The sequence below is a fragment of the Chryseomicrobium excrementi genome, from assembly GCF_002798305.1.
Lineage (GTDB): Bacteria > Bacillota > Bacilli > Bacillales_A > Planococcaceae > Chryseomicrobium > Chryseomicrobium excrementi.
The window spans coordinates 706,038-728,965 of record NZ_PCGR01000002.1 but is presented as its reverse complement, the minus strand read 5'-3'; the positions used below and the strand labels follow the sequence as shown (position 1 = coordinate 728,965).

General features: G+C 42.4%; 18 protein-coding genes. 12 read left to right on the top strand and 6 right to left on the bottom strand.

What is annotated here, in order from left to right:
• Positions 1–66 precede the first annotated feature (66 nt).
• Complete coding sequence (locus CQS04_RS08165) at positions 67–1,626, top strand: malate:quinone oxidoreductase (RefSeq protein WP_425430236.1); 1,560 nt, start codon at positions 67–69, stop codon at positions 1,624–1,626.
• A 44-nt stretch (positions 1,627–1,670) separates the two neighbouring features.
• Here the strand turns inward: CQS04_RS08165 and CQS04_RS08160 are convergent, their stop codons facing one another.
• Entirely contained in the window at positions 1,671–2,963 is a 1,293-nt protein-coding gene (locus CQS04_RS08160; RefSeq protein WP_100353663.1) for a hypothetical protein, read from the bottom strand.
• Positions 2,964–3,198: 235 nt separating this feature from the next.
• On the opposite strand from CQS04_RS08160, the gene CQS04_RS08155 reads away from it, so the two are divergent.
• Complete coding sequence (locus CQS04_RS08155) at positions 3,199–3,630, top strand: contact-dependent growth inhibition system immunity protein (protein ID WP_100353662.1); 432 nt, start codon at positions 3,199–3,201, stop codon at positions 3,628–3,630.
• Between the two features lie 27 nt (positions 3,631–3,657).
• On the opposite strand, the gene CQS04_RS08150 is transcribed toward CQS04_RS08155, so the two are convergent.
• Complete coding sequence (locus CQS04_RS08150; RefSeq protein WP_245858778.1) at positions 3,658–4,773, bottom strand: IscS subfamily cysteine desulfurase; 1,116 nt, start codon at positions 4,771–4,773, stop codon at positions 3,658–3,660.
• A gap of 79 nt (positions 4,774–4,852) precedes the next feature.
• Here CQS04_RS08150 and CQS04_RS08145 point away from each other — a divergent pair, with 79 nt between their 5' ends.
• The 3 genes from CQS04_RS08145 to nadA are packed head-to-tail and all read left to right on the top strand — an operon-like array spanning position 4,853 to position 8,324.
• Positions 4,853–6,376 carry an FAD-dependent oxidoreductase gene (locus tag CQS04_RS08145; RefSeq protein WP_100353661.1) on the top strand — a complete coding sequence of 508 codons (1,524 nt, stop codon included), beginning with the start codon at positions 4,853–4,855 and terminating at the stop codon, positions 6,374–6,376.
• Positions 6,373–7,224 (top strand): carboxylating nicotinate-nucleotide diphosphorylase, encoded by an 852-nt coding sequence (gene nadC / locus CQS04_RS08140; protein ID WP_100353660.1) that lies wholly within the window; start codon positions 6,373–6,375, stop codon positions 7,222–7,224. Before CQS04_RS08145 ends, nadC begins: the two co-directional genes overlap by 4 nt.
• Positions 7,221–8,324, top strand: coding sequence for a quinolinate synthase NadA (nadA, locus tag CQS04_RS08135; protein ID WP_100353659.1), 1,104 nt, complete (start codon positions 7,221–7,223; stop codon positions 8,322–8,324). The genes nadC and nadA overlap by 4 nt, the downstream gene beginning before the upstream one ends.
• A gap of 146 nt (positions 8,325–8,470) precedes the next feature.
• Here nadA and CQS04_RS08130 read toward each other — a convergent pair whose 3' ends face one another.
• Positions 8,471–9,331 (bottom strand): DegV family protein, encoded by an 861-nt coding sequence (locus CQS04_RS08130; protein WP_100353658.1) that lies wholly within the window; start codon positions 9,329–9,331, stop codon positions 8,471–8,473.
• 103 nt (positions 9,332–9,434) lie between these two features.
• On the opposite strand from CQS04_RS08130, the gene CQS04_RS08125 reads away from it, so the two are divergent.
• The 6 genes from CQS04_RS08125 (at position 9,435) to CQS04_RS08100 (ending at position 17,145) form a co-directional block, all read left to right on the top strand.
• Positions 9,435–11,039 carry an ATP-binding protein gene (locus CQS04_RS08125; RefSeq protein WP_100353657.1) on the top strand — a complete coding sequence of 535 codons (1,605 nt, stop codon included), beginning with the start codon at positions 9,435–9,437 and terminating at the stop codon, positions 11,037–11,039.
• Entirely contained in the window at positions 11,023–11,700 is a 678-nt protein-coding gene (locus CQS04_RS08120) for a response regulator (protein WP_100353656.1), read from the top strand. Before CQS04_RS08125 ends, CQS04_RS08120 begins: the two co-directional genes overlap by 17 nt.
• Before the next feature lie 176 nt (positions 11,701–11,876).
• Positions 11,877–12,902 (top strand): tripartite tricarboxylate transporter substrate binding protein, encoded by a 1,026-nt coding sequence (locus CQS04_RS08115; protein WP_100353827.1) that lies wholly within the window; start codon positions 11,877–11,879, stop codon positions 12,900–12,902.
• Positions 12,903–12,956: 54 nt separating this feature from the next.
• The gene (locus tag CQS04_RS08110; RefSeq protein ID WP_100353655.1) at positions 12,957–13,412 is read left to right on the top strand and encodes a tripartite tricarboxylate transporter TctB family protein; all 456 of its coding nucleotides are present in this window, start codon (positions 12,957–12,959) and stop codon (positions 13,410–13,412) included.
• Between the two features lie 14 nt (positions 13,413–13,426).
• Positions 13,427–14,953 (top strand): tripartite tricarboxylate transporter permease, encoded by a 1,527-nt coding sequence (locus CQS04_RS08105; protein ID WP_100353654.1) that lies wholly within the window; start codon positions 13,427–13,429, stop codon positions 14,951–14,953.
• A gap of 119 nt (positions 14,954–15,072) precedes the next feature.
• Complete coding sequence (locus CQS04_RS08100; protein WP_165775498.1) at positions 15,073–17,145, top strand: putative bifunctional diguanylate cyclase/phosphodiesterase; 2,073 nt, start codon at positions 15,073–15,075, stop codon at positions 17,143–17,145.
• 221 nt (positions 17,146–17,366) lie between these two features.
• On the opposite strand, the gene CQS04_RS08095 is transcribed toward CQS04_RS08100, so the two are convergent.
• Entirely contained in the window at positions 17,367–19,217 is a 1,851-nt protein-coding gene (locus tag CQS04_RS08095; protein ID WP_100353652.1) for an NlpC/P60 family protein, read from the bottom strand.
• A gap of 185 nt (positions 19,218–19,402) precedes the next feature.
• Between CQS04_RS08095 and CQS04_RS08090 the strand changes: the two genes are divergently transcribed.
• Complete coding sequence (locus CQS04_RS08090) at positions 19,403–20,464, top strand: LCP family protein (RefSeq protein WP_100353651.1); 1,062 nt, start codon at positions 19,403–19,405, stop codon at positions 20,462–20,464.
• Between the two features lie 55 nt (positions 20,465–20,519).
• Here CQS04_RS08090 and CQS04_RS08085 read toward each other — a convergent pair whose 3' ends face one another.
• Both CQS04_RS08085 and CQS04_RS08080 read right to left on the bottom strand, forming a co-directional pair.
• The gene (locus tag CQS04_RS08085; RefSeq protein WP_100353650.1) at positions 20,520–21,524 is read right to left on the bottom strand and encodes a hypothetical protein; all 1,005 of its coding nucleotides are present in this window, start codon (positions 21,522–21,524) and stop codon (positions 20,520–20,522) included.
• Between the two features lie 15 nt (positions 21,525–21,539).
• Positions 21,540–22,928 (bottom strand): MBOAT family O-acyltransferase, encoded by a 1,389-nt coding sequence (locus tag CQS04_RS08080; protein ID WP_100353649.1) that lies wholly within the window; start codon positions 22,926–22,928, stop codon positions 21,540–21,542.

Below are 22,928 nucleotides of genomic sequence, written 5' to 3'. Positions count from 1 at the left end.
AGAATTTTGTCAATGAAGAGGCGTATAATAGTCACTGTACGTATATAAATCAGGATAAACTCAAGGATGTGGAACGCAATCATGAACAGTCAGGATAAACAGATGGACGTCATTCTGATCGGTGCCGGCGTAATGAGCGCCACTTTAGGTGCCCTATTAAAAGAATTGGTCCCTCATTGGAATATTAAAGTATTTGAAAAATTAGATGCAGCAGGCATTGAAAGTTCAAACGAATGGAACAATGCCGGTACTGGACATGCTGCTTTATGTGAACTGAACTACACGCCACAGATGAAAGATGGTTCAATCGACATCACAAAAGCGATCAAGGTCAATGAGCAATTTCAGTTGTCCCGTCAATTTTGGTCGTTCCTCGTAGAAAAAGGACTTTTAAAAAATCCAGAAGATTTCATTATGCCGATCCCTCATATGAGTATGGTTCAAGGGGAGGCAGATGTGGACTTCTTACGTAAGCGCTTTGAGGCTCTATCTACAAACCCTCTATTTGAAGGAATGGAATTCTCAGAGGATCCAAAGAAGTTAGCTGAGTGGATTCCACTAATTATGAACAACCGCATGGACAACGAACCGATTGCAGCTACAAAGATTGATTCGGGAACAGACGTAAACTTCGGTGCACTAACTCGCATGCTTTTCGAATACTTAGAACAGCAAAATGTAGAAATCAACTATAAGCATAGCGTCGACAACCTGACTCGTTTAGAAGATCGCCGTTGGGAATTGAAAGTAACCAATCTAGAAACTAAAGCTTGGGAGCACCATCAGGCTGATTTCGTCTTTATCGGAGCAGGTGGAGGAAGCTTACACCTGTTGCAAAAATCAGGTATCCATGAATCTAGAAACATTGGGGGCTTCCCTGTTAGTGGTTTATTCTTGGTATGTAACAATCCAGAAGTGGTCGAGAAGCATCATGCAAAAGTATACGGGAAAGCGAAAGTTGGAGCGCCTCCGATGTCCGTTCCTCATTTAGATACTCGATATATTGATGGCAAGAAATGCTTGTTGTTCGGACCGTTTGCAGGGTTCTCTCCAAAATTCCTTAAAACAGGTTCTAACCTCGACTTGATCAAGTCCGTCACACCAAACAACGTATTTACGATGTTGGCTGCTGGGGCAAAAGAAATGTCACTAACAAAGTATTTGATTGAACAAGTCTTATTGTCTAATGAAAAACGTGTGGAAGAACTACGTGAATTCATTCCTGACGCTAAATTAGAAGATTGGGATACAGTTGTAGCCGGTCAACGCGTTCAAGTAATCAAAGACACAGAAGTTGGCGGAAAAGGAACACTGCAATTCGGTACAGAAGTTGTAAGTGCAACGGATGGATCGGTAGCTGCACTTCTTGGTGCATCACCAGGTGCATCAACGGCAGTCCACGTCATGCTTGAAGTATTAGAGCGTTGCTTCCCTGAATTCATTGAAGAATGGCAGCCTCGTGTTAAAGAAATGGTGCCGTCTTATGGCGTGTCACTCTCAAACAACCGCGAGATGTTCTTTGATCTGTTGAATTCAACGGCTCGTACGTTGAAATTGACAGAGATGGAAATCGCCAAAAAAGAACAAGAATCCGTAACGGTTCCTGCAACTCCTAAAACCACATAATGAAATGGCCAATTTCTTCATTCTCGAAGAAATTGGCCTTTTGTTTATTGATAGATGACGTCACTGATTCTCATATTATCCGGATCATAAGCTTCGTAAACTTTTAATGTTTCCGTTCCTTCTAACATAAAATTACAAGCGTCTAAAACTATCGCATTGGAATTTTGTGGTAAAGGAACTACTCGTTCTACTCCTAACTCATAGTAGTACCAGTAATTATCAGGTTTCTTGTAAATCAATTTTGAAGTGTCTTTAAACAGTAGGACTTTTTTTAGATTCTCAATGTTTAATGCATACGTTTCGGCTGTTGTAGTATCTGGGTTTCGGATTAAACAAATACTCGAGTTCCCTTGAAAATCAACTTTTTGTGCGTTATTTATATTTCCAGTAATCGGATCGACATCTTCCGAATCTGTAGATTTGGTGATGTTCAATCGATTGGCTATAATTCGTGAATTGGAGATCTCCGTCTGCGCTTTCGAAGAAAAATCTACATTAATGGTTTTACCAATAATTTTTGAATCTGCAATTTCTACATGCTTATTAAAAGTCAATGTACCCCCAGATAATACATTGATACCATCGAGACTCGCACCATCACCGAATTGTTGGTGATTAAATACAGCGCCTTGAGTAAAGTAATAAAACTCGTGTGACGTGAAATTATAGGAATTTCCACTAGGCATACTCACTGCATTCGATTCAACTTTGGTCCCCTCGAAGTTCTTAGTGGCGTATTCCTGGAAAGTAAATGTGGAAGTGAAATTCTCTGTTTTATCACCTTGCCACATCAATTGAGAAGGTACTTTTAAATCTACTTGAATCGGCTCACTTTCTTCATCTTCTGTAAAACCAACTACTTTTAGAGACAACGTCTCAGTTGCAGGATCAAAAGAGGAACGCTCAATTAAACGATAGCCTCGGCCAGGAGACTCGACTAGTGTGGTATAACCAGCTTTCATTTCAGCAGGTGTAGTTGTCTGCTCCACGTAATAATTAGATGCATAATAAAGAGACAAAGCATTGTTTTTTTCAGCTGCTAATTCCTGCATTTCAGCTGTAAGGGCAGTATATCCAAGATTTTGGTTTTTAATAGCTTGCATCTCTTGAGTAGTCGTTACAATCATAGAATTGATATCTGAAATAATCTGTTCTTTGTAATATTCAGCTCCCATTTCAGCAAGAGCCGTCGTAACAATAGACGTATCCGTTTTTTCAACTTGGGCTTTTTGAGAGACGGCAATGCGTGTGAAAGCAAACATAAAAAGCATCATCATCATGATCAGCCCTAGTGTAATTAACAACGTATAGCCGCTTTCCGATTTCACTCGCTCCACAAAGCCACCCCCTCGATATAGTTCTTATATCATTCATTAAACTATGATTTCAAAATAAAATATATAGGTCTAATTTATTACGAATTTAAATTTGCCCTTACTTTTTTATTTTACAATGAATCTGTTTTTTATCAAAAATATTTGATTTTTCGAGCTGTTTTGTTTTAAAGTAGATGGGTAAACAGACATCATGGAGCCAAATTTTAAATTGAATACTGCAAAGGAGGAATGTACGATGCATCGAACGCACACGTTGTATGATCTTCAGCAGCATTTTAGTATGGCCCCTTCTTCTCTATTTTCATTAAACACTGAGGTTTGGTACCGCACCATTGAACATGAGCCCTTTTACAAGTTATCCAATCAAGATGTACTGAAAGTGATTCGGCATCGTTTGTTTACAGATTCTTTAGTTTTTGAATGTATCCATCGACTTTATGAAAATCCTGTTGCTGGGCACTTGGTGGAAGGTGAAATTCTCCAAGCTATTGCCCAACATGTACCCAAGTCCTTTTACGATTCAAATGAGGCTACAAAACAAGCGTTGCAAGAGTTTTGTGTCATGATGGAAACGTTCGACGTGTTTTCTTTCTACAGTTGGGAAGATGCGTTAGCAAAACGAAATACTAGTTATGCTTTAGAAACCATTAAAACAAAATTAAAATAACAGCAAAAAACTCCGTAGAGACAAATCCTACGGAGTTATTTTATGTTGCAACCACTGAGTTAGCTGGTCGACCTGTTCTCGTGTCGTTTGACGTCCAAAAGAAAATCGAACGAACTGCTTCGCTTCGTCTTGTGAGTAACCAAGAGATGTCAAAGTAGACATAGCCTCCCCGTGCCCTACTTTACATGCACTGCCTGTAGAAAACGCAAATCCCCGTCGGTTCCCTTCCAACATCGTGTGTTGTCCGTCTACGCCAAAACCTAAAACACCTATAATAAACGGTGATTTTTCTGCACGACTTCCCACAACTTCCATCTCAGTAGGTAACGATTTTTGAACAAGGTCATGCATCTTTTTAACAGCTTGAAATAGCTGTTGTTGCTCCTGTAAAGCAAGTTCTGCTGCTCTTGTAGTCGCTGCGATCGCTGGTACATCTAGAGTCCCGGCTCGAAATCCTTGTTGGTGAGTGGTACCCGCGTATAGCGACTGCCAGTGAAGAGACGGATTCATCCAAATCACGCCACAACCTTTAGGTCCTCCAAACTTATGACCCGAGACTACAAAACTAGCGACTTTAGAAGTCCAGTTCTCTAATGCGCATTTTCCAAAGCCTTGGACAGCATCACAGTGAAGAGGGATGTTATGAGTAGCAGCCAACTTCAATAGCTGATTGATCGGCTGGATGATTCCCGTTTCTGAATTGACCCATTGGCAGATCATCAAGATGCATGCTGCATCTACCTGTTGCTCTACTGCTAATAAATCGACTTCCCCAGATGAAGTAAGAGGCATCCATTCAATAGCATACCCCTCTGTTTGAAGTTCACCTAAAACGGTCAAAACACTGGCATGTTCTAGAGGACACGCTAGAATTTTCCCCTTCTTTCCTTTCACGAAGCCACGAATGGCGAGTTGATTTGCTTCACTTGCATTTCCAGTGAAAAAAACACCTGACGGATCTCCACCAAGTTGGTGACCCCAAAACTGTCTGCACGCCTCTAGAACTTGAGCTGCTTGAGTGCCCACATCATGCAAACTTTGTGTATTTCCAAAATGTTTCTTGGCAAATTCCATATAGATTTCTAGCGCTTCGTCTCTCATGGGAGATGTTGCCGCATAATCAAAATAGTTCAACTTTTCCACAACCTTCGATTGTCACTTGTCTTTCATTTTCTCTCGGTTCATAATAGGTGTCAAGACACTTGTAAAGTTGGTGTAAAGAATGATTGATGTTTGTATTGTTGGGGGCGGCCTCGCTGGCTTAAGTGTTGCCTATCGCCTTCCTCCATCACTGACAACTGTGGTTGTTATGGAATCGGCTAATCAAGGAAATAGTTGGCTCGCGCAAGGTGGCATTGCAGCTGTTCTAGATCCGCAAGACACCGTAGCGTCTCACGTAGAAGATACTGTCGTTGCTGGTGCTCGTCATGTTGATTTAAATACAGCTAAAACTCTTGTATCTGAAGGATCCTCTCTTTTAAAAAATCTTCTCGAAGTAGGATTCCCTGTGGACCGGACGTCTTCTGGTATTCCTACTTATGGCAGAGAAGCTGCACATTCCCATCATCGAATTCTGCATGCAGGTGGTGACCAAACGGGGAGACTTTGGATGGAGCATATCACTAAAAAAACTGGCCACCTTACAAAGATCAGTAACAGTTCTCTACACTCTTTGATAGTAGAAAATGGTCGTTGCATTGGAATTCGAATTACAAATGTACATGGAAGCATACAAGACATTTACGCTAAACATATAGTTCTCGCAACAGGAGGCATCGGTGGTCTATTTGAAATTTCATCAAATTGTGAAGCCGCTATAGGAACAGGACTTTCTGCAGCGTTCCATGCAGGCGCTGCTCTTGTTGATTTGGAATTTATTCAGTTTCATCCGACAGTTGCGGTAGAAGGAGAACGCGTCCTTGGACTTATTACAGAAGCCGTTCGCGGAGCAGGAGCCTTCTTTACTACAGCGGATGGAACGCCGCTCCCAATCGATCCTTTAGCGCCTCGAGACCAAGTTGCTCGTCAAGTCGAAGGATACTGGCATCTAGGTGAGTCTGTATATTTGGACGTCTCCGGCATACAAGACTTACCTTTTTCCTATCCGACGGTCTTCAAAACTTTAAATACATTTGAGTCACAACAAGTTCAACGTACTAAAAGGATCCCGGTTCGTCCCGGCGCTCATTTTCATATGGGAGGGATCCAGACCGATCTTGAAGGAAGAACTTCAATCCCCGGCCTCTACGCTGTAGGTGAAGTCGCATGTACAGGTTTACACGGAGCAAACCGTCTTGCTAGTAATTCGTTGCTTGAATGTATCGTAATGGGAAAACGGGTCGCTGACTCAATTTCCTATGGAAGGGATTCTTTAAGCGGATATACAGAAGCTCCCTTGCCATGTCCTCCAAAACAAATTCAGGTTCCTACCAAACAACAAATGACCCGCTTTGTCGGTGTGGCTCGTACAACAGATGTTGAATCATTCTCTTTATCTCTCCCTCTTTCTAGATGGGATTTACAAACTGTTTCGGCATCTGAAATTTCGATCATTCACCGTTACACTACTTCTAGCCTTCTAGCAAGTTCTGCTGCTAAAAGAACCGAGAGTCGAGGAGCGCACTCGAGGTCAGACTATCCTAAACCGTCTGATGATTGGTTAGGAATAGTGCTTACTAGAAAAGGAAATGACCTATTTTATACGAAACGCCAGTTAGATATTCCGAAAGTGAGGATTTCTCAATGAACCCTATTTTATTAGAAGAAAAACTAAAATCGTTCTTTTTAGAGGATATTGGTGAAGATGACTTGTCGAGCCGCGTCTTTCCAAGTGATCATGAATCCACTGCCACGGTAAAAGCCAAAGAAAGTGGAATTGCAGCAGGTCTCTTTCTTTTTGAGGTAGGTTACCGTCTCCTTGACCCTCGTGTTCAAGTGACCGTTCTTTTGGCAGAAGGAGCTAGCTTTTCCTCGGGAGATACATTAGTTAAAATTACAGGTCCTACTCGGTCCGTATTGAGTGGTGAACGTGTGTTATTGAATCTAGTACAACGGATGTGCTCGATTTCTACATATACACAGGCTTGCGTAAAGCTTTTAACTGGTTCAAATGCACGACTGGTAGATACTCGAAAGACGACTGCTGGACTCTGCATGTTCGAAAAATATGCCGTCCGTATTGGAGGTGGGTTCAATCACCGAAACGGACTCTATGATGCTGTGATGTTGAAGGACAATCATATCGCTGCATGCGGCTCTATTACATCAGCAGTAGCAGAGGCTCGTCTAGCTGTTGGGCCTTTAGTGAAAATCGAAGTAGAGGTGGAAACGGAAGCACAATTACGAGAAGCTATTCGTTCAAATCCAGATGTCATCATGATCGACAATCAATCTCCCTCTACCATTCGTGCTTGGCGAGAGCTTGTACCGCCCACTATCTTACTTGAAGCATCTGGTGGAATCACAGTGGAGACCCTGGCTGCCTATGCATCGAGTGGAGTAGATTTCATCTCAATGGGAGCTCTTACACATAGCGTAAAACAAGTGGATTTGTCCTTAAATGTGACAACTTCCCGAAAGGAGAGTTTGGTATGAGTTTTTTAGATGTCCTGGAACAAACTTCAGCATTGCCAGAGATGTATTTGAATCTGTCCACTGAAGACTTGCATAAACGTGCCGAAATCGCACGTCGGAAGCTTGGAGACCGTGTGTACATACTTGGTCACCATTATCAAAAAGACGAGGTCATCCGCTACGCAGATGCTACGGGAGACTCTTTGCAATTATCTCAGATTGCTGCAGAGCAGACGGCAGATACGATCATCTTCTGTGGCGTCCACTTTATGGCGGAGACAGCAGACATTTTAACGACTCCAGAACAAAACGTCATTTTACCAGACATGCGAGCTGGATGTTCCATGGCGGACATGGCCACATTCGCCCAAACAGAACGCGCTTGGAAGGAATTGCAACAAGTGTTTGGCGATACGATTTTGCCTTTGACTTACGTCAATTCAACAGCGGCAATCAAATCGTTCGTTGGAAGTCATGGCGGCGCAACGGTCACTTCATCGAATGATCATCAGATGGTCGAATGGGCGTTCACTCAGAAACCACGCTTGCTGTTCTTGCCAGACCAACACTTGGGACGCAATACAGCTGCTGATTTAGGCATCCCACTGGAACAGATGGCTATTTGGGATCCGATTCGCAATCGATTGGAAATAGATTGTGCTACTGAGGATGTTCGCGTCATTTTATGGAAAGGACACTGCTCCGTCCATATGAACTTTTTACCGAAACATATCGAGAATTTACGTCAAAATGATCCGACGAGACGCATCTTAGTACACCCAGAGTGTACGCACGAAGTGGTGACGGCTTCAGATGACAATGGCTCGACAAGTTATATCATTCAGCAAATCCAAAAAGCGCCGGCCGGTTCTAAGTGGGCCATCGGTACAGAGATGAATCTCGTAAATCGCTTGATTGCGGACAATCCGCATCTCGACATTGTGTCACTGAATCCCTTTATGTGCCCCTGTCTGACGATGAACCGAATCGACTTGCCCCATCTAACGTGGGTCCTAGAAGAGCTGGTTGAAGGGCGTGTTGTGAATCCAATTAAAGTGGACCAGGATACGCAGTCTAATGCCAAGCTTGCTTTAGAGCGCATGTGGCAGCATCTTAGTTGACTGAAAAAACTCGCGCCCTAGTGGACGCGAGTTTTTAATGCAGAATAAATAATGTCTTATGCAGAAGAAAATCACTGCTATGCAGAAGAAAGCTCAAAACATGTCGAAGAACGACCGCTCAGCCCCACTCCCCCGCACTTCGCAACTCATTTCTCCATAAAGAATAGGGACAGTCCACCTGGTCCAACGTGCGTCGCCACAGCTACACCCATCTGCATGATATAACTATCTCCAGTAAACGTTGTTTCTGCTCGCAGTTTCTCTTGCAAATCCAGTGCTACTTGACGATCTGTAGTATACCCGATCAACACGAAATTCGTTTGCTCCGTATCATTTCGCTTAGAAAATTCTTCGATGTAGTGCTTGAACACACGATTGCGTCCTCGCTCTTTAGCAACCACCGCACCTTTTCCATCTTTCATAGACATGATTGGTTTGATGTTCAAGAGTTTCCCAATCACTGCGCTAGCTCCGGAAATACGCCCACTACGAATCAAATGACTAAGATCATCTACAGAAAGAAAATGTTTCACTTTTGTCTTATGGCTCTCCACATAGTGCACGATATCATCGAATGAATACCCATTGTCTCTCATCTGGGCACTTTTCATGAGCAACCAACCACTCCCGTGGCTCATTGATTTGGAATCTAAAACATGGATTTTCACATCAGAATCCGGATGCTCTTCAAAAAATTGTGCTTTTCCAAGTTCTCCTGATTGGTACGAAGCGCTCGTCCCGCTAGACATACAGATACATAGGATTTCCTTGTGTCCATCCTCTACTGCTTTTTGAAATACATCCGCATAAAGTCTCGGACTTGGGGCACCCGTAGACGCCTGTTCGCTTCCCGCTTGCAGTCTTTGAAAATAACTATCGGTCGTTATATCAATCCGGTCTTGATAATCTGTTCCTTCTATGGTTACTGTTAAAGGGATAAGATCTATAGAATAAGATGTCAACACATCTTGAGAAATGTCACATGTAGAGTCAGCTAGTAATTTCATAACAATTAGGTACCACCTTTTTTTGCAGTTCTAATCAGTGTAAGCGATTTCGAGTGCACTTGTTAGTGACATCTGTCATGAATAATGAAGGAGTTATATAAAAATGAAGAAAGATACCTTACAATTCCGAATCATGAAGTATATGCTTGCTCTCACCATCACCGTAGTCATCCTTGTCATCACAGCATCCTACTTTGTTATGGCCCATAGTGTGAAAAAAGAAATTGGAGAACGAGCGCTAAATATTGCAGAGACCACTGCGCAACACCCGGATGTGATCCGCGCTTTAAAATTAGCTGAATCCACTCCAGAAATCCAACAACTTGCACTCGACATCCAAAAGGAAGTTAAGGCACAATATGTTGTCATCGGAGATGAAAACGAGATCCGCTATGCGCACCCTATCACAGAACGCATAGGCCAAAAAATGGTTGGCGAAGACAACGACCGGGCCCTTGTAGATGGTCAATCATATATTTCTGAAGCAACCGGGACTCTAGGTAGAGCCATCCGTGGGAAAGCTCCAGTCATTGATGAAAACGGAACCATCATCGGAGTGGTTTCAGTAGGTTTCTTACAAGATACGGTCTTCCAGACGAACCTTCAATATGCCAAATACTTAGTTCTGATTTTTGCAATAGCAGCTCTTGTCGCAGTTGGGATCTCACAATTTTTGACTCGTCGCATCAAGCGACAGCTGCTCGATTACGAGCCAGAAGAGATCGTCTCCTTATTGACGCAACGAAATGCTCTCTTAGCATCTATTCGAGAAGCCATCATTGTGACTGACACTTCCGGACAGATCGTCTTGAGCAATCCAGCTGCCGATGCTTTCTTTCCTGGAAACACTTCAATCCAAGGCCTTGAAATCCAAGAAGTCATACCAAATACGAGACTTCTCGATATTATGAAATCTGGACAGACAGAGCTCGATAAAGTCATGTTAGTGGGTGGCAATGAGACATTGGTCAACCGGATTCCTATTGTACGAGACGGCGAAGTGACAGGAGCGATTGCAAGTTTTCGGAAGATAGAAGATATTGATACAATCGCAGAAGAACTCGCGCAGACCAAACAGTATTCTGAATCGTTGCGAGCACAAACCCACGAGCATCAAAACTTTCTGTATATGATTTCAGGACTCCTTCAACTTCAAGAATACGAAGAAGCTGTAGACCTCATCCACCAACAACAGACAGAGAATGCTTCCCTAATCACTTTTATCTCTCGTCATATTCAAGAACCCTTTATCAGTGCTATGTTGATCGGATTCTACAATCGTGCGAGAGAACTGAAAGTAGATTTAGAATTAGACCAAGACAGTTCTTGTGGAGTGCTTCCCTCGACTATTGAAAAGCACCTTCTCCTTCCGGTGATCAGCAACTTAGTCACCAATGCGTTTGAAGCAGTTGAAACACTTCCTCCCCAACAGCGGAACGTCCGTATTTATGTAAAAGACACCGAAAGAGAATTGATTGTGGAAATAGAAGATTCTGGTGAAGGCATTGATGCAACTAGACTACCTGAATTATTAAAAGGGAAACAATCGTCTAAAGATACGAAGACACGGGGCTATGGATTAGCCATTGCGCAAGAAAACGTAACCTTACTAAACGCCACTCTTTCATTAGATAAAGGAGATCTTGGCGGAGCCTTATTTGTACTTGCCATTCCAAAGGAGGAGTTGCCGAATGACACGTCCCATTGAAGTATTGATTGTTGAAGACGACCCTAGAATTGCACGGATCCATGAAAAATTTGTTGCTTCGGTTGAGGGCTTTCTGGTTGTAGGCATCGCTCATACAGTAGTAGAAGCGAAGATGTGGATGGATGAACTTCAACCACAGCTGGTTCTAGTAGACGTCTATTTACCGGATGACCTCGGAACACAATTTGTAGATTATGTGAAGCAGATGTATCCCTATACAGATGTGATTTTGATCACTGCTGCGACTGAAGTGGATGTGGTGCGCAAAGCGTATGCTTCTGGAATTGAGGACTATTTACTGAAACCCGTGACCATGCAGACATTCACAGAGAGTTTAACTGCTTATAAAGAAAAAAAGCAGTTACTTACCTCTTCCACGGAATTTACGGAATCCCAAATCAGGCAATTGTTTAAGAAGACTGCCCACCCTGAAATCGAAGCCGCACCCAAAGGCATTGACCGCTTGACTCGTGAAAAAGTGTCCGGTGTCCTTTCCAATTATCCTGACGGAATCACTGCAGAGCGATTAGGTACGGAACTTGGTATGAGCCGTTCAACGGCAAGACGGTACTTGGAACATCTCGTCACGGAAAATACGCTATTAGTTGAACAAGTATATGGATCTGTCGGCAGACCCGAACGTCGGTATTTCCTTAAATAACTAGTTCCCCTTTCCTTCACCATGTGAAGGAGAGGGGTTTTTTCGTGAACACAATTGAACAAAATGCACAAAACGAAAAAAATGGAGAGTATGTTCCGAATATATTCAATTTTCTAAAAATCATTTACTCTTACCTAAAGCAAATGAAAGCGCTTTACAAAAAGGGGGAAATGAAAATGAAACTTGCAAAAAAACTTGCAACACTAGCGGCAAGTGCCGCACTACTGGTCAGCTTAGCAGCCTGTTCAAATGGGGAGAACGCAGCATCTGGCAAAGAACCATCTGATTATCCTAAAAACAACTTAACAATCGTTGCGCCATCTGGTGCAGGTGGTGGATGGGATCTCACAGCCCGTGCTATTAGTAAAGTTATGAATGAAACGAAACTGATTGATAAAGCCATCACAGTTGAAAACCAACCTGGTGGCGGCGGTGCGGTCTTCATGGCTACGTATGCCACTAAAGAAGCTGAAAACGACCACATGTTGATGGTGAAGTCACCACCAATTTTAATCAACAATTTAAAAGCTGAAGGAAACAGCCCATATGGGTACAAAGATACAACACCACTTGCACAGCTAACAAAAGACTTCGGAGCTATCGTGGTCAAAGAAGACTCTCCTTACAAAACATTGACGGATTTACTAGATGCAATTAAAGAAGATCCTTCATCGATCACATTAGCAGGTGGATCGGCTCCAGGTTCTATGGACCACTTACTCACAATCTTACCTGCATACGAATACGGAATTGATCCAAAATCTGCAAAGTATGTTTCGTATGACGGCGGTGGCGAAGCGATGGCAGCTCTACTCGGATCAAACGCAGATGCTATTGGAACAGACGTATCGACAGTAACTTCTTATGTAAAGAGCGGCGATGTGCGCGTTTTAGCTGTCACGTCTCCTGAGAAACTCGAACTTGAAGGCCTTGAAGATGTACCGACACTTTACGACTTAGGTATTGATGCAGAGTTCACGATTTGGCGCGGACTTTTCGGTCCGAAGAACATGTCGGACACTGCTAAAGCCTACTGGGAAGAAAAACTGGATGAAATGGTGAAAAGCGAAGAATGGAAAGCCGAGCTTGAGCGCAACGGTTGGGCTGATGAATACCGTGCTGGTGAAGACTTCACTGCTTTCTTAGAAGAGCAAGAACAAGTCATCACGGAAATCTTAACAGCATTAGATATGCAGAAATAAGACATGGTGCGGGCATGCAAATGCTCGCACGCGTCATTTATGGAGGTATACGTTATGACACTACGTTTTGACCGAATCGCAAGCTTCGTATTTTTTATCATCGGTGTTCTGTTCTTTACAGAAGCTCTTAAAATCTCGGACAGTGCTTACGGGTCATCTGTCGGACCAAAGATCTTCCCTATGGGATTAGGTGCATCACTCATAGTTTTGAGTGCACTACTCATATTCCAAAGTTTTAAAGCCAAGTCCATTAAAACAGCTGAAGACGAATCAGACTCTCCACAGTACAAACGTTTTTTGATTATATTAGGTGCTGCTATTGGATACGTTTTGTTACTTGAACCGTTTGGATATGTGATTACAACTTTTGTCTTTTTAGTCATTGCATTTCAGACCTTGGAGCGCGGAAAATGGCTCCCTACAGTTGTCATTGCAGCGGCGTTTTCAGGAATCATTTATTACGGTTATGTAAATATTTTAGGCGGATCTTTACCAGGATTCCCAGTTTAGGATGGTGAAACAAGATGGGAACACTTGATTACTTACTCAATGGATTTTTAGTTGCCTTTCAGTGGCATAATATTCTTTTTGCACTTCTTGGTGTAGTCATTGGAACAGCTGTGGGCGTACTCCCTGGTATTGGACCGATGAGTGGGGTCGCTCTACTAATTCCGATTACAGCTACACTGACTTCTGGTTTACCTGTTGAAATGGCAGCGACTAGCTCCATTATATTATTGGCCGGAGTTTACTATGGTGCTATGTATGGAGGATCTACTACTTCCATCTTGTTAAACACTCCAGGTGAATCCTCTTCTGTTGTGACTACGTTAGATGGCTATCAGATGGCTCGCCAAGGACGTGCTGGAGCGGCCCTTGCTATTGCGGCAATCGGCTCATTTGTTGCAGGTATTGTCTCTTTGATCGGATTAGTGCTACTAGCACAACCACTTTCCAAAATCGCAATTGATTTCGGTCCAGCTGATTACTTTTCACTGATGCTTCTTGGGTTGGCTGCAGTTAGTGGTCTCGCTGGAAAATCAGTAACAAAAGCTTTGATCATGACGGTTGTCGGTCTGATGCTTGGAACTATCGGTATCGACGCAGTCTCTGGAATTGCTCGTTTCACATACGACTCCCCTATCTTATTTAGTGGAATCGAATTTTTAACTATTGCAGTTGGTCTCTTTGCACTCGGTGAAGTATTCAAGACTATCTTTGAAAAAGAAACGCACGATGAGCCTGTCGCGAAAATCACTCGAATACTTCCAACAAAATCGGATCTGAAACAAAGTGCCGGACCCATTGGTCGTTCTTCTATTTTAGGATTTTTCCTTGGTGTTCTACCAGGAGCAGGAGCAACGCTTGCTTCCTTCTTTTCTTATATTTCCGAGAAGAAACTAAGTAAAAACCCAGATTCATTTGGTAAAGGAAACATTGCCGGAGTGGCAGGTCCAGAATCAGCTAACAACGCAGCTTCTGGTGGCGCCATGATCCCACTTTTGACACTTGGAATTCCCGGGTCAGGTACAACGGCCATCTTGATGGGTGCCTTCATCATGTACAACATCCAGCCAGGCCCTTTGTTATTTGAAGAACACCCTCAAGTTGCTTGGGGCTTGATTGCAAGCATGTTCTTAGGAAACTTGATGCTGTTGATATTAAATATGCCGATGGTGCGAATTTTCGCGAAAATCATCGAAACACCGAAAAAATATTTATTGCCTTTAATCATTGCTATATCCGTATTCGGTGTATACGCCGTACAATACACGACGTTTGATTTACTGCTACTTATTGGCTGTGGTGTTTTTGGTTACTTACTTGCGAAACATGATTATCCTCTTGCTCCGCTGGTTCTAGCATTAGTATTAGGTCCTATGATTGAGAACAATATGCGTCGTGCTTTGACCATTTCAAATGGAGACTTTAGTATCTTCATTACGAACCCATTATCTTTAACTTTCTTGGTAATTACGTTACTCTGGCTAGTAATCCCACTTATCCTACGTATGAGAGGAAAAAACGTTATTATCAGTGAAGAAGCCTAACAGCTATCCAGTCACTTTTCGTGGCTGGATTTTTTACATTTGTTTGAAAAAACTCCATGCTAGTTTCCATTATATATGGTATGTTTATGATACAAATAGTAACGGAAGGAGGGGCAAAATTGGGACAAACCATTGCCGTACTTCATATTGACAGAACAAAAGAACAGCTCAGCCCCCTCCTAGATCGAACAGCTCTTTTTACCTACCTTACTACTAATGAGGAACAAATCATTTGGAAGAAATCCAACACGTCAGATTTTGCGCCGTTTCAGCTTGTCATCAATCAAGCACTCTATGAAGTGACTATGGGACATACACCAAGCGGCAATCATTTTGCTGTATTTACGGCCCATGAAGAAAAAGCACTTCGGTCTATAATTGAAATTGAAGCTAGCATGCGCAGTCAGCAGATGAAGTTATTTGAACTCGCTAAATCAAGAACTATCACCAAAGAATCTCTAAAGGAAACGATTGAGAGTGCTTGTGAGACAATCTCTCAATTGATTCAAGTAGAGCGCGTTGGTATTTGGTTATTTAACACCTCCCAATCTATTCTGGAAGCACAAAATATTTTCGATTCTCGCTATGCGGAACATCTAGTCGGTGATCAAGTAGATGATATTCATTACCCTACCTATTTTGAGGCCGTCCAGAGCGCTCGTGCGTTAGCCATCCATGATGTGGCTACCGACCCTAGAGTCGCTGAAATGTATCCTTCCTACTTTGAGGGAATGGGAGGCATCCGTTCAATGCTGGATGCACCAATCATGATGAGCTCAGGCATTGGCGGTGTTCTTTGCTGTGAATCTTTCACAAAACGCGTTTGGACCGAATTGGACCAAACCTTGGTAGGAACATTAGCGGATATGGTAGCATTTTTATATGAGCGCATATACCGGATTGAAGCCGAGGACCGCATTAAAGAACTAGCGTTTGTCGATCAGATCACTGGTCTCCCTAACCAAAATGCGTTTCTAGATACCGTCTCTAAACGACTGACTCAAACTCAACATGGGACATTTATCTATCTGATTATCGATCAATTTGCCACCATTCAAGAAGTTCTCGGATTTGATGGAGGTGAAGATGTTTTACGTGAGATTGCGAAACGGCTCGATGAACAGTTCACTAAACCAAATTGTGTAGCACGACTTGCGATTGATCATTTTATTCTCTATTTGGAATTACCGGAACGGGCCGTTTTTGAAGACAAGCTTAAGGAAATCAAAAAACCTCTCTTAATCAAAGGACAAGAAGTCTATGTCAGTTATAGCTTTGGAAGATCCGATTATCCTGTTCATGGGGAATCTGCACAGCATTGTTTGCAAAGTGCCCAAATAGCTTTGAGTCACGGCAAGAAGATGGGTTCTCAAAGTATCAGCTCGATTTTTAATCCTTTTATGAAAGAACAGACAAAAGATATCCTACACACGGAGTTCAACTTACGAAAGGGACTCGATATGAATGAGTTCAGTTTGTATTATCAGCCACAGGTCAACTGCGTATCTGGGGAGGTTGAAGGATTCGAGGCATTGATCAGGTGGCGACATCCGGAAAAAGGAATCATTCCCCCTATTGAGTTCATTCAACATGCAGAATCTACTGGTCTCATTCTCCCTATTGGAGAATGGGTAATCGAACAAGCTTTTCAACAGCTAGAAAGTTGGTCCATACAAGGTATCACCACCTGTACTCTCTCGATTAATATTTCACCTCGTCACTTCTTGCACGAAAAGCTGCTTCCTTTTTTAAAGAAATGTCTACGTACGTATCAAGTAGCACCGCAGCAATTTATTATCGAAATTACAGAAAATGTAGCTATGGGTGACTACTTAGCTGCTCAAAAACGCATTACAGACCTTCATGAACTGGGGTTTAAAGTCAGTATAGATGATTTTGGAACAGGATTCTCAGCGTTCATCTACTTACAGCATTTTGCCATTGATGAAGTAAAGATAGATCGACAGTTCATTTTAGATATAGAGTCCAACCGGAAAAGCCTAGGTATTGTAAAAACAATTGTGGATTTAGCGAGCCTTTTGAATATTAAAGTCGTGGTCGAAGGGGTTGAAACTGAAGCGCAGCTGCAGCTTCTCCAAGCAATCGGCTGCAAAACAATTCAAGGCTATTATTATGCGAGACCGCTACCTACGGGTGAAATTGAGCAATGGCTTCACGCAAGAAGTGTTTAGGACAAAACCAATATGTTTCATCAAAATTAGTATAGACAGTTACATTTAAAGAAGAGTTCAGGGGTGACTCCAGCGGGATTAAAAGCGGAAGCTGAGACCGTGGATCAGCCCGCGCCCGCGGAACGCTTCCCCTGAACTCAAAAGAATATACAGAAAAGGAGTTTCTCGAGACGACGAGAAACTCCTTTTTGCTAGGTTTTGTCCTAACCTCTTTTGCTAGTTTATTGGATATAACGTCGTGCTGAGTGATAGTTTCGTTTATAAGCTCCGTTATCATAGCGCTCAATTCTCACTGAACTACTTGCATTCGGTGCATGAAGCATCATGCCATCACCTAAGTAAAGTCCCACATGATATACCTTACCGGTACCTGAATTTCCTGCAAAGAATACAAAGTCTCCTGCTCGAAGACTGGATTTTGAAATCCAAGTTCCCTTAGTCGCTTGATAGAAGGAGTCACGGGGAATCAACACACCATGTGTTCGCATAATCGCATATAAAATACCAGAACAGTCAAATCCATAAGCAGACGTTCCAGACCAAATATAGCGAAGACCTAGGAATCGTTTGGCTTCATTAATGACAGTTGTAGCAGATGGTTTAGGAACCGCTGCATAGTTCTTGTGAACTTTCACATCCGTTTTTGCAACGCGCATCTTTTTGTCATTTGGAGCTGCTACAATCCAATTGTTCGTCTCTTCTCCAATTACAGGAAGAATCGTCGAATAACTGATTTCTACGGTATTTTTGTTTGTTCCAGCGTCTTTTAACCAAGTGGTCTTGGCGTGGACGATGGCAATGCGGCAGTCACTATAATCATAATACGATTTCACTATCTGTGAAGCAGGAACCCAACCAGGATAACCTGCGGCATTGTAAGGAACCCACTGATCTTTAGTGGCTACTTTATACCAATCGCCATTCACTGCAGAAACTGTAACTGTGTCTCCGTATAATGCCTGAGTGTCTGTGTAGTTGACCAGCCACCAGCTCTGGTTTTCAGTCAAAGATGCAGACCACCTGCGCAAATCTGTTGGATTAACAGAGGCTGGAGCATCTACGATACGCGTTTGATTTGGTTTCTTCCAAAAATTCGCTGCTTGAACCCCGATTTTCCGGTGAGGTATAGACATCTTCTTTTCACATACCACTGGTTTTGGTGCAGGAGGCGGTGGTGGTGGTGGCAATGGTTCTGCTTTCACTCGGAATAAAGGTTCCATTGTCCGTGCAATAAATAACAGAACATGTTCATGAGTCGTAGCAACTTTTGGCCGATATGTATGATCTGGATATCCGACCGTAATCTCATTGGCAACCATGCTTTGCACAGCATCATAGTAATACGCTTTAGTGGACACATCACTAAACACAGTGCCTGCTGTCCCAGTTAAATTAAATGTTAGTGTGATGACCCGTGCCATGTCCGCACGATTTAGTTCCTTTTTAGGACGGAATGTTCCATCTGGATACCCACTGATAATGCCACGTTTATGGAGTTCTACAATCATCCAGTAATTTTCGTCATCCATAGACACGTCCGAAAACAGAGAGCTTTCAGCTTGAAGAGCAGCAATCGTTTCTTGAGATACAGTTTGCTGGTCTTGTTGTTCTTCAGAGGTACCTTCTTCAGTTGGTTGTGTTACTTCACCAGTTGAAGTATCAATTGTTTGTTCGGATTCTTCCACATTTTGTTCCGTTTCGGATTCATCGGTTATGGTTTCGTCGCTTTCAGTAGCTTCTTCATTTGACGGCTCCTGACCTTCTTCCGTTGTTGTTTCGTCCACCACATCTTCTGAGACCACTTCACCGGCCGCCTCTTCAGATAAAGTTTCCTCTGCAGGAACTACAGGCTTCTCTAGTTTAAGCGCTCGTGCTAAATAGATCACCGCGTCCATCCGAGTAATGGCTTGCTTCCAATCACGATTCATCTCACTATCCAGTACAATTCTCTGTTCCCATAAGAACGACCATTCCTCAGTATGTGCGGTTGGTGCAGCGGCTTCAGCAGGTTTAAGAGGTCCTAGCAGAGATGCTAACAATACAAAAATGATGCTCAGCTTCATTCCTTTCATTCACGACGCCCCTTCATAAGTTCATTGCTTTCATTATACTTGGAAATTATACAAATGTTTCAATTTTTAAAAAATTAATAAAAAAACATAATAAAATGAGATTCTATTCTGTTCATCAGCACACCTGAGTAGTATAATTGATGACTGTATCCCATTAAATTTTTATACAAAAGAGGGAATGACCTATGCAACGTTCCGAAATTCGGAAGACGAAAAAATCCAAAAAACGCAAATTCTTATATAGTATCCTAATTATTATAGGGTCATTTCTTATCTTATCTGCTACGTACGCAGTGTACCTTGGTAAAAAAGCCGAAGTTGCTGCCAATAATAGTTTTGAGCAACTTGAGGACCGTGAGTCTGGATCAGATCTACGTGAAGAAGATGTAGAACCGCTTGAAGATAATGTTTCTATCTTATTAATAGGAATTGACGAAAGTGAGAAAAGGGAATTTGGGGATGGTAACAGCCGCTCCGACTCTTTGATGGTAGCCACCTTAAACAATGCAGATAAATCTGTAAAGCTGGTCAGTATTCCACGTGATACCTATACCTATATTCCTGAAGTAGGGTATAACGACAAAATCACACATGCCCATGCTTATGGAGGAACTATAGCGGCGATTGAATCAGTTGAAAATTTACTTGATATTCCTATCGATTATTATGTTCGAATGAATTTTGAAGCCTTCATCGACGTAGTGGATGCGTTAGATGGCGTAGTTGTAGATGTTCCCTATGATCATTTAGAGCTGGATGAAAATGATGAGTATACGATTCAACTAGAGAAAGGTCGACAGCTACTCGACGGTCGAGAAGCACTGGCTCTTGCCCGTACTCGTAAACTGGACAACGATATTGAGCGAGGCAAACGTCAACAGAAAATCCTTGAATCTTTAATCAGACGTGCTGCATCTGTTCAATCCTTTGGGAAATATGGAGATGTCATTGAAGCACTTGGAGATAACATACGAACAGATTTAACATTTGATGATATGATGTCTTTCTTAAAATACTTGAACAATGGTGTGCCCGATATTGAAACGATTTCAATTGCTGGCTATGATGATATGTCAACAGGTACGTACTATTGGCAATTAGATGAAGCCGAACTTGAGAACACAAAGGAAATGTTAAAGAGTCATTTAGAGCTCCCAGGTTACACGTACACACGACCTACCGCATCTGAAGATTTGGATGGTGATGGAGTGCCCGATTCGGAAGCTGAAACTGAAGAACAACCATAAAAAAATCGCTCCCTGCATATCTAGGGAGCGATTTTTTTATTTCGAACCGATACAGTTACTTAGACCCTTGTGACGTTTCCTTTTTTATTACTTCCCCAAAATCTCCTTCGACTTTTCCAGTACTAATCGTATGCGCGATTTTGGCACCGACCTTTGGATAGAAGTGATGTCCGTCGAAGTAATTGGACAGATCATTCGTCACTGCATTAGGGTACATGAAATGGTAGACAACATCCGATGCACTTTCGATATCTGCTAGCCAACGTTCGTAATCATCGAAGTTCCCTTCTTCAATCAAAGCTTCGTATAAGGGCGTCGATATTGGAGTTGTGAAGACAATCAGTTCCGCATCAGGATATGCCTGTTGAATAGCGAGAAGTTCCTCTTTCAAACGTGGATCATATTTATAATGCTCTCCGTAGAATTCCGTACGAAACTTCTGGATCTTTGCCTTAGTCTCTTTTTCAATAGTAGCTTGTTCAAATACTTTTGCCTCTGCAATATTATCGCGATTGTACTGCCGCAATGCTTTTCTAGCATCTTCCTTCGACCACTCATAATTGCGTTTTGAATAATCCAACACGTCAAGAGAAATCAAGTTTTTCCAGCGGTAAAAAGGCTCTTTTGCAGTCTCGATGTATGGAGCTAAGTCCACCGCATTCTCGCTTTGATAGATACTGCTTTTAAAGAAGTCAACACCTAGAATGATTCGCTCGAACGGCTTGTCATTTTGCTTTTGCGCAAATTCAATCATCGGGCGGTATTCTAGGAAGGACAAATCGCTAGCTGAGAAATTGTAGACATCCATTTCTTGAAACGCATCTGCAGGTACATAAGTCGTACGACTACTCCCAATCAACAGTGTGTCGTAATCTGGATTTCCAAAATACAACTCATTCACTTTTTGCTGACGCTCGTCTATGACGGCTTGCACGTCGTTATAGGCGTGTTTGTGAGAAAAGCTCCAAAGTGGATCAATCCAGTAAGAAAAGGAGCCAATGACGACTAGTGGCAGCAGTGCCATGATCATGAAGATGCCTATAAAAAAACGGTAATTCATGAAAACTCTCCTTTTCTAGAAATTGAAGTATAAGAACTCCGACACTTGCTGGAGCTTCAAAGCCACATACAAAAACATTCCACCCGCAACAATTGCATACGCCGGATTTGGCTTTAAATCTTGCATCCAAGCAAATGAGTTCTTCACAAAGAAGGCAACAAGTGCTGCTCCTAGTGTATAGATTGCTAGCTCAGATGGTTGAGATGAAAAGAGGGTGAGTGGTGCTGTAAGTGATGAAATGTCGGTCATCTTACTCAATACCACTAAAGCGTCTTCAACGGTCAACGCCCGGAAAAAGACCCAAGTCGCATTGACAAACTGGAACGTGACGAACCAAGCAACAAGTGTCGGAAGTCTGAATCCTCTTTGAGACCAGAACCTATGCACAATCATCGCTAGTCCGTGCAGAACTCCCCAAATCACAAATGTCCAGCCAGCTCCATGCCAAATTCCACTGACAAAAAAGATAATAAAAATGTTGACGTAGGTTCTTGGAATCGACTTCCGGCTTCCTCCTAGTGGAATATACAGGTAGGCCGTCAAGAAGCGCGACAGGGTAATATGCCAGCGTCTCCAAAAATCTTGAATTGATACAGCTTTATAGGGTGAGTTAAAGTTGATCGGCAATGCGATATTGAATAGTAACGCAAGTCCAATAGCCATATCGCTATAGCCACTAAAATCAAAATACAATTGGAATGTATAGGCCAAAGATGTCATCCAAGCTTCAGATCCTGTCAGTGCGTCCACATTTGAATAACCTTCATTTGCCCACACTGCAAACGTATCTGCGATTGCCACTTTCTTAAATAATCCTAAAGAGAAAATGAACAATCCTTTTGCGATATTTTCTGCATGTATGCGTTTTTTACTAGAGTCTGAAAATTGTCCCATCACTTCACTGTGGTGGACGATCGGTCCCGCAATCAACTGAGGAAAGAAAGAAACGAACACCGCATAGTTGATAAACCGGTTGTCTTCAACCTTTCCTTTATAGATATCGACGAGATAGGCGATTTGTTGGAATGTATAAAAGCTTATAGCTAGCGGCAGTAAGAGGTGCAACAGTTGAAAGTTTGTTCCTACAAGAGCATTCACATTTTCTATAAAGAAATCCGTGTATTTGAAATAGCCTAGTAGGCCTACATTAAAGAAGATCCCTACGGTTAACAACCGTTTCCGATGACGCGTCTTCTTCATCATTGCTGTGCCTACGGAATAATTGACGAGAACAGAAGCGACTAAAAGACTTAAATAAGCCGGATTCCACCATGCATAGAAAAACAAAGATGCTGCTAAAAGCAGCAGCATCCCACCAGTTGGATGAATTTTATTTAGTGCAAAATAAAGTACAAAGACAATTGGTAAAAAAACAAATATAAATTCAAACGAATTGAATAACAT